The organism is Belnapia sp. (assembly GCF_059504005.1).
The window spans coordinates 1-13,082 of sequence record NZ_JCACHU010000175.1 but is presented as its reverse complement, the minus strand read 5'-3'; the positions used below and the strand labels follow the sequence as shown (position 1 = coordinate 13,082).

Annotated in this window: 11 protein-coding genes and 3 pseudogenes; 8 read left to right on the top strand and 6 right to left on the bottom strand. The window is 68.2% G+C overall.

The features are described 5' to 3' along the window. Positions 1 to 56 precede the first annotated feature (56 nt). The 6 genes from AC5JJ1_RS27690 (at position 57) to AC5JJ1_RS27665 (ending at position 5,100) form a co-directional block, all read left to right on the top strand. Positions 57 to 722 carry an EI24 domain-containing protein gene (locus AC5JJ1_RS27690; protein ID WP_495788343.1) on the top strand — a complete coding sequence of 222 codons (666 nt, stop codon included), beginning with the start codon at positions 57 to 59 and terminating at the stop codon, positions 720 to 722. 344 nt (positions 723 to 1,066) lie between these two features. Further along, positions 1,067 to 1,564, top strand: coding sequence for a bactofilin family protein (locus AC5JJ1_RS27685; RefSeq protein ID WP_495788342.1), 498 nt, complete (start codon positions 1,067 to 1,069; stop codon positions 1,562 to 1,564). A 63-nt stretch (positions 1,565 to 1,627) separates the two neighbouring features. Then, entirely contained in the window at positions 1,628 to 2,098 is a 471-nt protein-coding gene (locus AC5JJ1_RS27680; RefSeq protein WP_495788341.1) for a hypothetical protein, read from the top strand. 3 nt (positions 2,099 to 2,101) lie between these two features. Next, positions 2,102 to 3,040: an AEC family transporter gene (locus AC5JJ1_RS27675; protein ID WP_495788340.1), complete on the top strand. Its 939-nt coding sequence runs from the start codon at positions 2,102 to 2,104 to the stop codon at positions 3,038 to 3,040. A 49-nt stretch (positions 3,041 to 3,089) separates the two neighbouring features. Further along, complete coding sequence (locus AC5JJ1_RS27670) at positions 3,090 to 4,058, top strand: Bug family tripartite tricarboxylate transporter substrate binding protein (protein ID WP_495788339.1); 969 nt, start codon at positions 3,090 to 3,092, stop codon at positions 4,056 to 4,058. Positions 4,059 to 4,071: 13 nt separating this feature from the next. Next, on the top strand, positions 4,072 to 5,100 hold the full coding sequence (locus AC5JJ1_RS27665) for a class I SAM-dependent methyltransferase (protein ID WP_495788338.1): 1,029 nt from the start codon (positions 4,072 to 4,074) through the stop codon (positions 5,098 to 5,100). A gap of 150 nt (positions 5,101 to 5,250) precedes the next feature. On the opposite strand, the gene AC5JJ1_RS27660 is transcribed toward AC5JJ1_RS27665, so the two are convergent. Further along, the gene (locus AC5JJ1_RS27660) at positions 5,251 to 6,546 is read right to left on the bottom strand and encodes a BLUF domain-containing protein (protein WP_495788337.1); all 1,296 of its coding nucleotides are present in this window, start codon (positions 6,544 to 6,546) and stop codon (positions 5,251 to 5,253) included. Between the two features lie 358 nt (positions 6,547 to 6,904). Here AC5JJ1_RS27660 and AC5JJ1_RS27655 point away from each other — a divergent pair. Then, a pseudogene (locus AC5JJ1_RS27655) lies at positions 6,905 to 7,213 on the top strand (hotdog family protein); the annotation flags it as partial. On the opposite strand, the gene AC5JJ1_RS27650 reads toward AC5JJ1_RS27655, so the two are convergent. The 4 genes and pseudogenes from AC5JJ1_RS27650 to AC5JJ1_RS27635 form a co-directional block, all read right to left on the bottom strand. Continuing rightward, positions 7,150 to 7,350, bottom strand: a complete 201-nt coding sequence (locus AC5JJ1_RS27650; RefSeq protein ID WP_495788336.1) for an IS3 family transposase — start codon at positions 7,348 to 7,350, stop codon at positions 7,150 to 7,152. The pseudogene AC5JJ1_RS27655 and the gene AC5JJ1_RS27650 sit on opposite strands and share 64 nt — an antisense overlap. 26 nt (positions 7,351 to 7,376) lie before the next feature. Beyond that, positions 7,377 to 7,811 (bottom strand): annotated as a pseudogene (locus tag AC5JJ1_RS27645) (DDE-type integrase/transposase/recombinase); the annotation flags it as partial. Continuing rightward, positions 7,739 to 7,924, bottom strand: a pseudogene (locus AC5JJ1_RS27640) (IS3 family transposase); the annotation flags it as partial. The pseudogenes AC5JJ1_RS27640 and AC5JJ1_RS27645, both read right to left, overlap by 73 nt. 105 nt (positions 7,925 to 8,029) lie before the next feature. Beyond that, entirely contained in the window at positions 8,030 to 8,326 is a 297-nt protein-coding gene (locus tag AC5JJ1_RS27635) for a transposase (protein WP_495788335.1), read from the bottom strand. A gap of 602 nt (positions 8,327 to 8,928) precedes the next feature. On the opposite strand from AC5JJ1_RS27635, the gene AC5JJ1_RS27630 reads away from it, so the two are divergent. Beyond that, positions 8,929 to 9,108: a hypothetical protein gene (locus AC5JJ1_RS27630; protein ID WP_495788334.1), complete on the top strand. Its 180-nt coding sequence runs from the start codon at positions 8,929 to 8,931 to the stop codon at positions 9,106 to 9,108. A gap of 3,101 nt (positions 9,109 to 12,209) precedes the next feature. Here AC5JJ1_RS27630 and tnpC read toward each other — a convergent pair. Then, a complete protein-coding gene (gene tnpC, locus AC5JJ1_RS27625; RefSeq protein WP_495788333.1) occupies positions 12,210 to 13,040 on the bottom strand; it encodes an IS66 family transposase in 831 nt (276 codons plus the stop codon). Between the last annotated feature and the right edge of the window lie 42 nt (positions 13,041 to 13,082).

Below are 13,082 nucleotides of genomic sequence, written 5' to 3'. Positions count from 1 at the left end.
GGGCCGGGATAGCCCCCACCCCGGGCCGCCGCAACCACCGAGAGGACCCCACCTGCATGATCGCCGCCTGCCTGCTTGCCCTCCGCCAGCTCGGCGACCCGGCCTTCCTCGGCCCGCTGGCCAAAAGCTTCGGCGCGGCGCTGCTCGCCTTCCTCGGCCTCGCCGCGGCATCGGCCTGGGCCGTTGCTGGCGTCGCGGGCGGCAGCGGCTGGCTGGCCAGCATCGCCGGGGCGCTCGGAGGGCTGCTGGTGCTGGTGCTCGCCGTGTGGCTTTTCGTGCCGGTGATGCTGGCGCTCTCGGGCCTTTTCCTCGACCCCGTCTCGGCGGCGGTGGAGCGGCGCTTCTACCCGCAGCTGCCACCGCCGCAGGGCGCGAGCCTCATGGCGCAGGCGCGGTTCAACCTCGTCTTTGCGCTGAAGACGGGGGTGGTGACGCTGGCGGCCCTGCCGCTGCTGGCCTTCGCCCCGCCCTTCGGCGCGGTCGCCCTCTGGCTGGTCTCGACCGTGGCGCTCGGCCATGGCCTGTTCGAGGGCGTGGCGCAGCGGCGCCTGGCGGTGGCCGAGGCGCGGGCGGAGCGGCGGCGGCGCGAACTGCCGGTGCTGCTGGTCGGCGGCCTGCTGGCGGCGATCTCGCTGGTCCCGGGCCTCAACCTCCTGGTCCCGGTCCTCGGCACGGCGGCGATGACGCATCTGCTGCACCGAGCCGATCGTCAGACCGGATAACGAGCACATCAAGAATTCCGCAGGCGTAATGCAACACGCCGTTGTGTTGGCACAATGCGGCATGTTAGCCGGTGGCTGTCGGGCCGACCGTATGGGGAATACGCATGGCCCGTCGATGCGCCGCCGTGGCGCAGCGCCGTGGATCTTTGGGGGACAGCATGGCCATCTTCGGCCGCAAACGCGACGACGGGCCGGCCACGCCGGCCATCGACCCTGGAACGGGCCAAGGGTCGAACGAGGCTCCGAACCCGGCATCTGGGACCGAAGGGACCGGCACGACCTCCGCCGCACGCGACGCCGATTTCGGCGTGCCGCCCTTCCGCTCAACACTTAAGGACACTCCCATGATGTCGATGGCCCCGAAGCCGAATGCCGCCCCCGCCACGCCGAGCCTGGCGCCCCGTCCGGCGGTGCCGGCCGCGGCCGCGCCGCTCGGCGTGCCTGCCCGTCCGCCGGCCCGGCCCGAGGCGGCCGAGCGCCGCACCCTGGTCGTCGGCCGCGGCATCAGCCTGCAGGGTACGGTGAGCGATGCCGAGCGGCTGGTGGTCGAGGGCACCGTCGAGTCCGAGATGATCCAGGCGGCCGAGCTCTTCGTCGCGCCGACCGGCGTGTTCCGCGGCGAGGTCCAGGTCGAGGATGCCGAGATCTCCGGCCTGTTCGACGGCACCATCTCCGCCCGCGGCTCGCTCACCATCCGCGGCACCGGCAAGGTCACCGGCACCGCCCGCTACCGCAAGCTCTCGGTGGAGGAAGGCGGCCAGGTCTCCGGCCGCATGGAGATGATCACCGAGGGCAGCGCCGCCCCGGCGCCCCGCCCGGTCGTCACCCCCGTCGAGGCCTGACGCCAACCGCGCCGCCGGGGCCCTCCCCGGCGGCGTGCCGCCTGCTCCGGAGCCAGCGCCGCCATGGCGCCCCGCCCCCTCCTCCTGCTGCCGGTCCTTGGCCTGCTCGGCGCTTGCGCCGCGCCGGAGGAACGGGCCGATGCCCTCCGCCGGGCCTTCGAGACCAGCCGCGCCGGCCTCGCCCCACCGGCTGTCCTGCCGGCCGCCCCGCTGGCTGCAACGCCGGTCGCCATGCCGGCAGCGGCCGAGCCTGCCGCGGCGCGGCCGGTCGTTGCTACCCAATTCCTCGGCCTCGGGCCGGAGGCGCTGCGCCGCTGGCTCGGCGAGCCCGCCTTCCGCCGCCGCGAGGGCACGGCCGAGATCTGGCTCTATGCCGGCCCGGCCTGCGCGCTCGACCTCATCCTCTACGCGGAGGGCGGGCGGCTCCGCGTCTCCCATGCCGCGGCGCGGGCCAGCGGGGCGGAGCCGCGGACCGAGGCGCATTGCCTGCACGAGCTGGCGGGCAGCCCCCGCCCTGCCGATCGCGGCGCCTGAGGCTTGATCCTCTATCTCGACGTCTTCGTGCCGCCCTTCGGGCTGCTGCTGATGGGCGCCCTGCTGAAGCGCTGGCTGCTGCCGCAGGACGCCATCTGGTCGGGGATCGAGCGGCTGGTCTTCTGGGCGCTGATGCCGGCGCTGCTGGTCTCGGCCATCGCCTCGGTCGACATCCTCGCCTTGCCGATCGGGCGGATGGGGCTCGCCATCTGGCTCAGCCTGCTGGCGGGCGGGGCGCTCAGCCTGGCGCTGGCCCGGGCCTTCCGCATCGATCATCCGGCCACCACCTCGGTGTTCCAGGGCGGCATCCGCTTCAACAACCTGATGGGCTTCGCGGTGATCGGCGGGATCTTCGGCGCGGGCGGCACGGCGCTCGGCGCGGTGGCGACGGGGCTGATCGTGCCCTTCGTGCAGACGCTGACGACCATCGTCTTCGCCCTCGGGCCGGGCAGCGGCGGCAGGCTCTCCCCTCGCCGCGTGCTGCGCCAGCTCCTGCTCAACCCGCTGCTGCTGGCCTGCCTGGCCGGCTTCGCCATCGCGCTGCTCGGCGGGCTGCCGCATGGGGTGAAGCCGCTGCTGCAATCCCTTGGCCAGGCCTCGGTCGCGCTCGGCCTGCTCTGCGTCGGCGCGGCGCTCTCGCCGGGCGCGCTCGGCGGGCGGCTGCCGCTGCAGCTGGCGACCAGCGTGATCAAGCTGCTGCTGATGCCGGCGCTGGCGCTTGTCCTCGGCCGGGCGCTCGGGCTCGAGATGCTGCCGCTCGCCGCCGCCGTCACCTTCATGGCGCTGCCGACGGCGACCACCAGCTATGTCATGGCCCGCGCCATGGGCGGGGATGCGCCGCTGATGGCGGCGATCACCAGCCTCGAGCACCTGCTCGCGGTGGCGACGCTGCCTTGCTGGATCCTGCTGCTGCAATCCCTGCTGGCCGCTGCGGGACCGTGACGAACAGCGCCGAATTCCGCTAGGTTCGATGGCACACAAGGGGGTTCGAATGATGCTGGGACGACGCACTCTTCTCGCCGGGCTGGGCGCTGCGGGCCTGGCCGGCACGGCGCGGGCGCAGGCCTTCCCGGATCGTCCGCTGCGCTGGATCGTCGGCTACCCGCCGGGCGGGGCGAGCGACACCTTCGCGCGGCTGATCGGCGCGCATATCGGCACGCGGCTCGGCCAGAACGTGGTGGTCGAGAACCGGCCGGGTGGCGGCGCCGTCGTCGCCAGCGAGGCCGCGGCCCGCAGCGCGCCGGACGGGTACACCCTGCTGCATGTCGACAACGGCATCCTGGTCTACAACCCGGCGCTCTATGGCCGCCTGCCCTACGACCCGGACAAGGACCTGCAGGGCGTCGGCTTCATCGGCCGCTTCCCGCTCTTCCTCGTGGTGCGGCCGGACAACCCGGTGAAGGACTTCGCCGGTTTCGTCTCGCAGTCGAAGACGCGGGCGCCCAATTACGGCTCGCCCGCCGTGGCCTCGCCGCATCACCTGGCGATGGAGATGGTGAAGCGCCGCACCGGGCTCGAGGCGACGCACGTGCCCTATCGCGGCGGGCCGGCGGCGATGCAGGACCTGCTCGCCGGCAATGTCGAGAGCGTCGTCATCGATTGCGCCTCGGGCATTCCCTTCATCACCACGGGCAAGGTGAAGACCCTCTGCGTCTTCTCGGAGGCGCGGTCCCCCCGCGCGCCGGATGTGCCGACGCTGCGCGAGCTCGGCCATGCCGGTGCCATCGCCTATGGCTGGCAGGGGATGAGCGTGCCGGCGGCGACGCCGGCGCCGGTCGTCGCCCGGCTTGCCGAGGCGCTGAAGGCCGGCGTCGGCGCGGATGACGTGCAGGCGCGCTTCCGCGACCTCGGCATCGAGAGCGCACCCTGGTCGCCTACGGAGTTTGCCGACTTCGTCCGGCGCGAGAATGCGGAGTGGCGGCCGCTGATCCGCGAGCTCGGCATCCGGCTCGACGGCTGAGGCAGCCTGGCGCTTGAATCCCCTGCGCCTCCTCGCCCGCTGGCGGCGGCGGCACCGCACCCTGCCGCTGCTCGGCGACACCAGGCTGCGCGGGGAGCGGGAGGCAGGGCTGCTGCGCTGGAGCGTGAAGGTGCTCGGCGCGGAGATGGCCGAGCGGCACTATGCCGCCGGCCGCGCCGGGCCTGCCGCGCCTGTGCCGGCCGGGCCGACGCATCAAGGCCTCGCCAGCCGCACCTGCCGGCAGGCCGATATCGAGCATGACTGGCTGCGGCACTGGGCGCGCCTCCTCGGCACGCCGCCGGTCTATCACCGCAAGCTGTGGGAGGACGCCTTCGTCCTGCAGGCCGGCTGGGAGGCGGGGATGCTGGCGCCGGGCCGCCGCGCCCTCGGCTTCGCGGTGGGGCAGGAGGCGCTGCCGGCGATCCTCGCCGCGCATGGGGTGGAGGTGGTGGCGACCGACCTCGATGCCGGCGATGCCCGGGCGCGCGACTGGATCGAGACCGGCCAGCACGGCCATGCGACGGAGGCGCTCTACCGGCCTGCGGTGCTGGCTCGGGCGGAATTCGACCGGCTGGTCAGCTTCCGCCCGGCGGACATGGCGCGGCTGCCGGAGGATCTGCAGCAGCGCGGCTTCGACATGGTCTGGTCGGCCTGCGCCATGGAGCATCTCGGCAGCCTGGAGCGCGGGCTCGACTTCGTCCTTGCGGCGATGCGCTGCCTGAGGCCGGGCGGCATCGCCGTGCACACCACAGAGTTCAACCTCGACGGCGCCGGCGGCACGGTGGGGCGGGGCAGCACCGTGCTCTACCAGCGCCGGCACCTGGAGCGGCTGGCGGCGCGTCTGGCTGCCGAGGGGCACCGCATGCTGCCGCTCGACGACAACCAGGGCCCGGGCATGCTGGACCGCTTCATCGACCTCGCGCCGCTGGTGGAGGCGGAGGGGCCGCCGCTCGGCCCGCTCTTCCCGCCGCATCTGCGGCTGTCGGTGCAGGGCTATCCAGTGACCTCGGCTGGGATCCTGGTGGTGTCGGACGGGGGTTAGCCACACCGCATCCGGTCCATATTGTCTGGGCCCTCGCGCTGGCGTCGGCTGTGGACCTGTCGACGCTCACTGATTATTCGTGATATCTTGCTTCGCGTCGCGCCGAGGCCGTCGATCACGGTACCGACCCAGGTTAGGCTTTTCGCCGTTTCAACGGCGCTTCACGAGCCCAGCCAACATCCTCTTCTCCACGCCCTGCGATGTCCGGCTGGCGACATCTGCGCCGACTTCGAGGCCTTCGCTTCTGTGCTCGGCGAACACTCGACCGCCAACGACCACGAGAAGGTCCGAGTTGATTGACGCCCGACGGGCCAGAGCAATACTCGTGCGAAGCCGAGGCAGTTGATCGCTTCGGTGAAAGGCAGCGCTGAGGGAAAGGTCCAACACGTCGACCCAGGTGCCTGCTACGAGCTTCTCCAACGCACCGTCGTCGGCCGGAAATTCATGCCGGGGCGCCCACCCTTTGTCCAAGAGCCGCTGGGTATCCAGTGAGGCGACGAGCTGGTGGGCCTCTCCAGGCGCCGGCACGATGAGCACGTTGGGCTGCGGGCCGCCCTGCAGCAATTGAGGCGGGTCCTGGGCCAGCAGCCGGGCCGCGGTCTGCAAGCGGACCAGGCCAAGCGTCAGGTCGAATTCGCTGCATAGATCCTCGGCCCAAAGGTCGCCAAGGCGTCTGGCCGCTGCCTCAAACAAGGGGGTACTAAGGGCAGCGAGGCCACCAGCATTGCCGCGCAACTCGTGGATTACCTCGCGGGATGCCGTCTCGTCGCTGGCGAGAAGAAGCTCGGCAAGCTCCGCCGCCCGGGCGGCGAAAAGCGTTGGCTCCTGACGGTCGTCGGCCGTGCCGTGTCGGTCCAGAAGCTTTGGAACGACATTGTTCAGGAAAACATTCCGCAGCACCGACGCCGTTGTCCGCACCATCGGCATCTGAGGAGGCGGGGATTCCGGCGCAGGTGTTGCGGCGTTGTTGCGGCTGGAAGCCTTGGCAAGTTGCAGGAGGTGGTTGGCTGCCCGACCTGGATTCCGCTGCAAGGTCCGCATGAGCTCAGGAGATGGCTCAATCACCCCCTCTGGCTGCAATGCATTGTCGGCGTTCCGCAGGACGAGCCCCATGTCCCAGTCGCTGAAGCTGCGCTCGGAGGTCGGGCCTTGACGGAGCAGTTCGATATCCGTGTGGCGGGCATCGCCGCGGATGGAGCACATGACCCGGCTGATGCCGTCCGCAGGGCCTTCCAACCACTGCAGGAAGCGGCCCTCGTCATACAGCAGAATGCCCGTGATGGCCTCGCGCCGGTTGCGCGCCCGCGCAGCCTGCATCAGGCCTTGCAGGTCTTGCCCTGTCAGCGGGTGAACCGCTCGGCTACGATACACGACGAAAAACAGTGCCGCCGACGAGTTTGTCTGCCGAACCCCGATATCGGGCGGTGCGCTCGACGAGTACCTCATGCCGACGCTCCCTTCCCTTTGTACCCTTTCAACCGGAGGGTACGGCAGATGGCAAGCCTGGTTGTTGGCGCGCACCGAATCCCGGTTGGCGAGAGGCCGGGGTAAAAGCCCATTTCTGAACGATACTGGAACAGCCTCTGACGCCTCCGTCGCAGGCCCTGGACGCGGGCACCACCCTTCCGTCAGGAAGACTGCGTGACCACAGATCAGCACACCATGGACTATCATATCCAGTCCAGCTTTGCCGGACGGGGCCTCATGCCAACCTTCGGAGCGACGGTCGACCGCGCCCCCACGCGTTGCGGTCGAAGTTCTACTGGCACCCGCGCCAGACAGCTGACAGCAGCATGGGCTCGTCCATGCAGCCGCTGTCAGTGCCATTGCCGATAACGCCGCTGGCTACATTGCACTCAGTTTGATGCCATCGAATCGGAGCGTTCTGACGACCGAGTTCGCGATCAGTGCGCCGGCTCCCACTACGCGCGAGCGCACTATCGTTCGCGGTGGGGTCATCAAGGCAGGGCGAACGCCAACACTTGCTCAGCTTGAGGCGGAGCGCATACCTGGACTTCCCCCGCGGAGTGGAGGGGTGAGATCACAGCGTTATGCGGCTGGGCGCATGGTGCCCCCTTCCATGCTGGCCCGCGCTTCGGCCGGGGTGCGGTAGCCGACGCCCGAGTGCAAACACTGCCGATTGTCGAAGACTGCGATGGACTCGAACACAGCCGTCCTCGCCTCCTCGCGGGTGCGGAAGCGGACCTGGTGGATGTGGCCGGTCTTAAGCGAGGCAAAGAAGCTCTCCATCGCGCGTTATCGGGGCAGTTGCCGCGGCGGCTCATGGACTGGGTGATGCCGTGCCGCTCCAGCACCGCGCGATACGGCCCGGAGGCGTATTGCACGCCGCGGTCGCCGTGATGGACCAGCCCAGGTGGCGGGCGATGCCGCTGGATGGCCATGACCAGGGCGCCGATGCACAGCTCGGATCTGAGGTGGTCGGCCATGGACCAGCCGACAATCCCGCGGGTGGCCATGTCCTTGATCGCAGCGAGATACAGAAAGCCCTCGCCGGGCGGAATGTAGGAGATGTCGGCCAGCCCGACCTGGTCCGGCCTCTCCGCGGCAAAGTTCCGCGCCAGCAGGTGGGAGGCGACCGGCAGGTCGTGGCGGCTGTCCGTGGTGTGCGGCGGCCCCGGCGGGCCGAGAGCCCCATCTCGCGCATGAGCCGCTCGACCCGCCGGCGCGAATGCCGCAGCCCTCCCGGGCACGGCTCGGCGTGGACGCGGGGCGAACCGTAGACCCGCCGCCGGGCGGTGAAGATGCGGCCGATCTGCCCACGGAGTTCGACTTCTGCCTCGGCCCTGGTTTGAACGGCGGGGATCGCGCGCCGCCAAGGCGTAGAAGCCGCTCACGCCCGCGCCGGCCACCCGGCACAGCGTGGCCATGGCGTGGTTCGCCCGCTCGGCCGAGACGAAGGCAAACTTCGTCACGCGGCCCCCTTGGCGAAAAAAGCCGCTGCCTTGCGGAGGATCTCCACCTCCTCGTCGAGCTGCTTCACCTCGCGCTTCAGACGCTGCATTTCCGCCTGGTCCGCCTTGCGGGCGGCCAGTGCCTCAGCCGAGCCGGCCGCCAGGTGCTCGGTGCGCCACTGGCTGAGCTGCCCGGTGCCGATACCGAGCTCCGTCGCCACCTCCGACAGCCCCTTGCCACCGTCCAGCAGCCGCTTCACCGGCTGCGCCTTGACCTCCCTCGTGAAGCTTCGTCGGGTTCGCCTCTCCGCCATCCTTCCCTCCCTGGGGGCCTGGGTTCGTTGGCAAACCCACCAGCCCCAGGGGCAAGTCCAAGCCGACGCGACGACAAGAGCGGCAGATGACGCGCTTCGAGTCAGCCCGACAGGCCCAGCGCTTCCTTTCCGGCCCACGATCAAATCGCCAACCTGTTTCACCCCCGCCGCGACCACATGTCCGCATCCAGTGTTGGGCCGCAAGGGTACGGGCATTCGAGCTGTGGGTGACGATCAGCAGGGTTGCCGCGGGTACCTGAAATCCCTGCCCACGTCGTCCTCAACTCGCCAGCTCGCTCGATCCGAAGGCAACAAGTTGACAATGCCGTCCCGACATCGTCGTCATCCAGCGGTGTCTCCCCCAAGCCGAATGTATGCCTCATCGATGCCGGCCCCTCCTGTGCCTCTGCTTCGACACGCCGAACCACCGCCTGCCGCACTACTCAACTTTATGAGAACGACATGGCTCGCTGACGTTTACCTGTCTGCGCCGGTGTCAATTTTAGCGATTAATAGAATTAAGCCACCCGATTTCAAATTTAGGTTGAGAAAAGCCTCCAGCTTGCTAAAGATTACGTAACAAAATTGCCTGAGGGTCGAGAATGGATGCGTCGCGTCGGCGGATTACGCTCTCCCAGGTCCAGCACGATTTGGTCAGCACCGAGGATACCGCCGGCGTCTGGGCGTTGCTGCTGGTGCAGATTGCGGTGTTGGCACTCCGCTTGGCAGCCATTATGATCTTGCTTCTGCCGCTTGGGGTTGCCCTTTGGCTGAGCATGTAATCGCATCGACACGCTGGGCGCCAAAGCAGTCCGTCGAGACGATCGAACGAGTCCTGCAGCACGTGGATGCAGGGAGAATCTAATCGCATCGAAACTCCGACTTCGAAGGTTTTTGAGCAGCAGCAAGCCCTCCTGTACCGGGATGAGACAGGCGAGCCAAAAGGCCGGGGACGAGCTGATGGCGGCGGTTTCAAGCCGGCTGCAGTATTGCTTCAGTCGTGGCGAGGCGTTGGCAGCGATTGGGCGTCAGGTCATCGCGCCAGGATCGGGCGCGCGCGCGCGGGTGGTGCAGGGAAAGCGGCAGGACGCTGTGGTCACCTCATGCTGCGGTGGTATGAGAGGCGTCAAACGGGCTCTAAGCAACGTCTGTTCTCGTCTGCTGCCAGCGGTTGTGGCCAAAGCTGCTGGCTTTCATTGCGGAGAGCCGGCGCTACCGGCATCGCCGAATAGCGCCTCGACGGCATCGTTGCTGTCTATCGGTCGTAAAGCACCCCCTCCCCGGCTGTCCTTAGCTGTGGGGATTGCCAATGCACTGGGTGGCCCGCATGGTGCCCACGTCCAAAAGCGCTCCCTGATTCGGGATCCGAAGCCCAGAAAACCGACAGCGCGATGCGGAAATCGTGAGCCGCTTGCAATCGGGTGCTGGTCACTCCCCACGGGCAGCGCCACTGTTGCGGCGGTAGCGGCGTCCATAGCATGCATCGCGTTCCGGTGCCCATGATGACACCCGCTCCCCTCAGGCTTCGCCGAAAGGGTGGCCGTTGCCAAATAGGTTCAGCATACCACCGTACTATTTTTGTAGAATACGCGTAAAATCGCTCTAAGATTTACCGTATTGGAAAGACGTGGTTGTCCTTATGGTTAATGGCATTCTGTCTCCGAAGGCTACCGACGACGCAAACTTCGCTCGGGCCTTTGAGCAGGCGATCTCCGCTGTCCATGGGGGTTGGACCGTGCTGCCAGTCACGGTGGGGGTAAACGGCAAGCCGCAAGGCGGCCTCTGCCGTGCCGATCGCGGCATCGCCCTCGTGGGGAACGAGATCAATCCGGACGCTGTGCCGGAGGCGAAGCAGGTTTTAATAGCCGCTGGGTTCGAGAAGAGGTTTGGAAGCTTACCGCCGATTTTGTATCGGCCACTTCCACCGCTTGAACTGTCGCTGGAGGAAGTGCTCGAGGCTGCTTTTGATCTTGAGCCACCGTTAGAGGTGGTCGATCCCGAGGCGTGGCTGCAAGCCGTGCGTGATGCCTTCATCGGTAAGCTTGTCGCTCGGCCCGGTTCGAAAAACGACGGACACCAGCGCCACGATGTCGTCCCTGAGGTTGCACCTCTGAGCTATCCCGTGTCGCAAGCGCCGCGGACCACAATTAATCCCCACCATACGGTATCTCCGGCGGTCGCGGTCGCTCAGTTTGCCTCGCATGGATCGCCGCCCCTGACACCCGATGCGGCGCCGCCACGCGCCAGCAGCCCGGTCGGGGAGAAGACCGCACGAAGCGAGCCCTCAGCCGAGACTGCGATCAGCACCATCCCGACCCGTAAGCCTGTCCCCGCTGCGGTGCTGCTTGGCTCGACCCTGACCCTGATTATCCTTGCGGGTCTCGGCTGGGCGCTTGTCAGTCGGTTTGACGTCATCGATCCGCTGGGCCGGATGGTTGGCTTAGGAACGGGACCGCCCTCCGGCTCATCAGCTGTCGAGGGGAGCAGGCCGCTGACGCCCAACCATCCGCCACCGGGCTGGAGCGGACAAGGCACGAGCCAGGGTCATTCAACCTCCTCCACGCAGGCATCAGTCGGTCCGCGGGCGAGCCCGGGACTGGGCCACGATCCCGAAGGTGGTGAGGCCATGGACCGACCGCCTGAAGCGCCACCTCGTTCATCCCCGGCAATCGGATCTCCCGATGCGCGCTGGCTACCGGAGGATCATGCGCCAGCTCACGGCCCGCAGCCGGACGCGCAGTCCGCGGCGGCAAACCCCACCACGATGTCGGCCACATCACAAGACGGATCGTCCCGAGCCGATGCGGAAACGCCTCATCAAGCCACGCCTGCTTCGGCACCGGACCTGCCGGGCCGGACGGCGCCAGAGAGGCGCCAAGGAGAGAGCGTCACCGATCAGCCAGACAGCATCAGTCCCGAGCTTCGCAACTTGCCGGCAGCCACCGCCGCCGATGCCAACGGTTCGGTTGCTCCGCCTCCCGTCAACCATGTCGAGGCATCGTCGCTGCCGTCAGCCACAGATGCCCTGGCTGCTCGGCCCGAGGCCAGCAGCGGTGACGGGCCTGCCCTGCCATTCGCGCCATCGCCATCTGATACGGCCGCGTCGCCGGCGCCCAGGTCAGCGGAGGGGGAACCTTCTGAGGGTAGCGTCCCAGCACTTTCACCGGGTGCCAGCACCGTCGAGACATCTTTGCCGCCGGCCAGGACACCGCAGCCGCCCGGTTTGGGTCTACAGGCAGACGACGCCAACCGGATCCAAGCCGCGCCCCAAAGTCCGGTAGCGGCGATCGCGGAGCCGGATCCACAACGCCCTCCAGAACCTGCCATCCGCCCCGCACCAGCTCCGCTGCAACCTTCGCCATCCTTGGCAACGGAACTACTACCCTCGCCGACGGACCGGGCGCCATCAGCTCCGGCTCCGCGCAGCATTTCTCCCGACATGCTGGCTAATCTCATGCGACGTGGTCATGCGATGCGCGACGCCGGTGATGTCTCCGCTGCGCGTCTGCTCTTCCGACGTGCGGCAGAAGCCGGCAGTGCAGCCGCTGCAACGGCTCTCGGTAAAACCTATGACCCGGATTCTCTCAACGGCACCGGCGCTCGGACCATTGGGGCCGATCGGACGGCAGCGATGCATTGGTATGAGCAGGGCGCTATGCGCGGAGACTTGGAAGCTTCACGCCTTCTAAAGCAGTTAAATGAACGAACCCCTTCGCCTTAACGTGCAGGTTCGATGAGAGCTGCGCTCCGCGATGCAGGCATGGGTGGCCTTCACCCGCTTTCACGGACACTGTTACGCGGCTGAGGCGGCCGCTAATACTACTGTGTCATAAAGCTCTTGTCTGGTAAGCGTCCGTCCTCGACTACGGCAGTGTGGCGAGGGTCAGGCAGGGTCAGGCCGCAGGTGCCATGGTGCCAGGTCGCTGAGGCGACTGATTGGGTAATCGGCGATGCGGTCGAGCAGGATGCGGAGGTAAGCCTGCGGATCCCAGCCGTTTAGCTCGGCGGTGCCGATCAAGGTGTAGATGATGGCGGCGCGCTTGCCACCCTCGACCGATCCGGCGAACAGGTAGTTTTTTCTGCCGAGAGCCAGCGGGCGGATTTGCCGCTCGACGGCATTGTTATGCAAGCAGGCACGGCCGTCGCGCAGCACCGTCGTCAGCGCGGCCCACTGCGCCAGCGTGTAGCGGATCGCCTTCGCCAGGTCGGACTTGCCGGAGATCCGCCGCAGCGTCGCCTCGAGCCAGCTGTGCAACTCGGTCATGAGGGGAGCCGAGCGGGCCTGCCGGGCGGCGAGGCGCCGCTCGGGTGACTGGCCTTCGATCTCCGCCTCGATGGCAAACAGCGGCTTCATCCGCTCGATCGCCTCGCGGGCAATCGGGCTGCTGGTCGAGACCAGCTCGTCATGGAAGTAGTGCCTGGCGTGCGTCCAGCACGCCGCCTCGACCACCTGGCCGGCCGCATAGAGTGCGTTGAACCCGGCATAGGCATCGGCTTGCAGGATGCCGCGGAAGTCGCGCAGGCGCCGCTGCGGATGCTCGGCCTTGCGGTCCGGGGTGAACTCGTAGAACACCGCGGGCGGGTCGGTCCCGCCGAACGGCCGGTCGTCCCGCAGATAGGCCCAGAACCGTGCGGTCTGGGTCCTGCCGCGGCCCGGCGCCAACATCGGCATCGGCGTGTCGTCGGCATGCACCCTGGCTCCCCCCTGTGTCACAGCAGTTGTCGCGTGGATAGGATCGCGCAATGAGGGGGCGCG

What these genes read in the sequence shown, in the direction of transcription:
- AC5JJ1_RS27635 (WP_495788335.1), bottom strand. Translation starts at nt 8,326, where the DNA reads ATGGCGGAGAGGCGAACCCGACGAAGCTTCACGAGGGAGGTCAAGGCG.
- AC5JJ1_RS27670 (WP_495788339.1), top strand. Translation starts at nt 3,090, where the DNA reads ATGATGCTGGGACGACGCACTCTTCTCGCCGGGCTGGGCGCTGCGGGC.
- AC5JJ1_RS27685 (WP_495788342.1), top strand. Translation starts at nt 1,067, where the DNA reads ATGATGTCGATGGCCCCGAAGCCGAATGCCGCCCCCGCCACGCCGAGC.
- AC5JJ1_RS27630 (WP_495788334.1), top strand. Translation starts at nt 8,929, where the DNA reads ATGGATGCGTCGCGTCGGCGGATTACGCTCTCCCAGGTCCAGCACGAT.
- AC5JJ1_RS27660 (WP_495788337.1), bottom strand. Translation starts at nt 6,546, where the DNA reads ATGAGGTACTCGTCGAGCGCACCGCCCGATATCGGGGTTCGGCAGACA.
- AC5JJ1_RS27690 (WP_495788343.1), top strand. Translation starts at nt 57, where the DNA reads ATGATCGCCGCCTGCCTGCTTGCCCTCCGCCAGCTCGGCGACCCGGCC.
- AC5JJ1_RS27680 (WP_495788341.1), top strand. Translation starts at nt 1,628, where the DNA reads ATGGCGCCCCGCCCCCTCCTCCTGCTGCCGGTCCTTGGCCTGCTCGGC.
- AC5JJ1_RS27650 (WP_495788336.1), bottom strand. Translation starts at nt 7,350, where the DNA reads ATGGAGAGCTTCTTTGCCTCGCTTAAGACCGGCCACATCCACCAGGTC.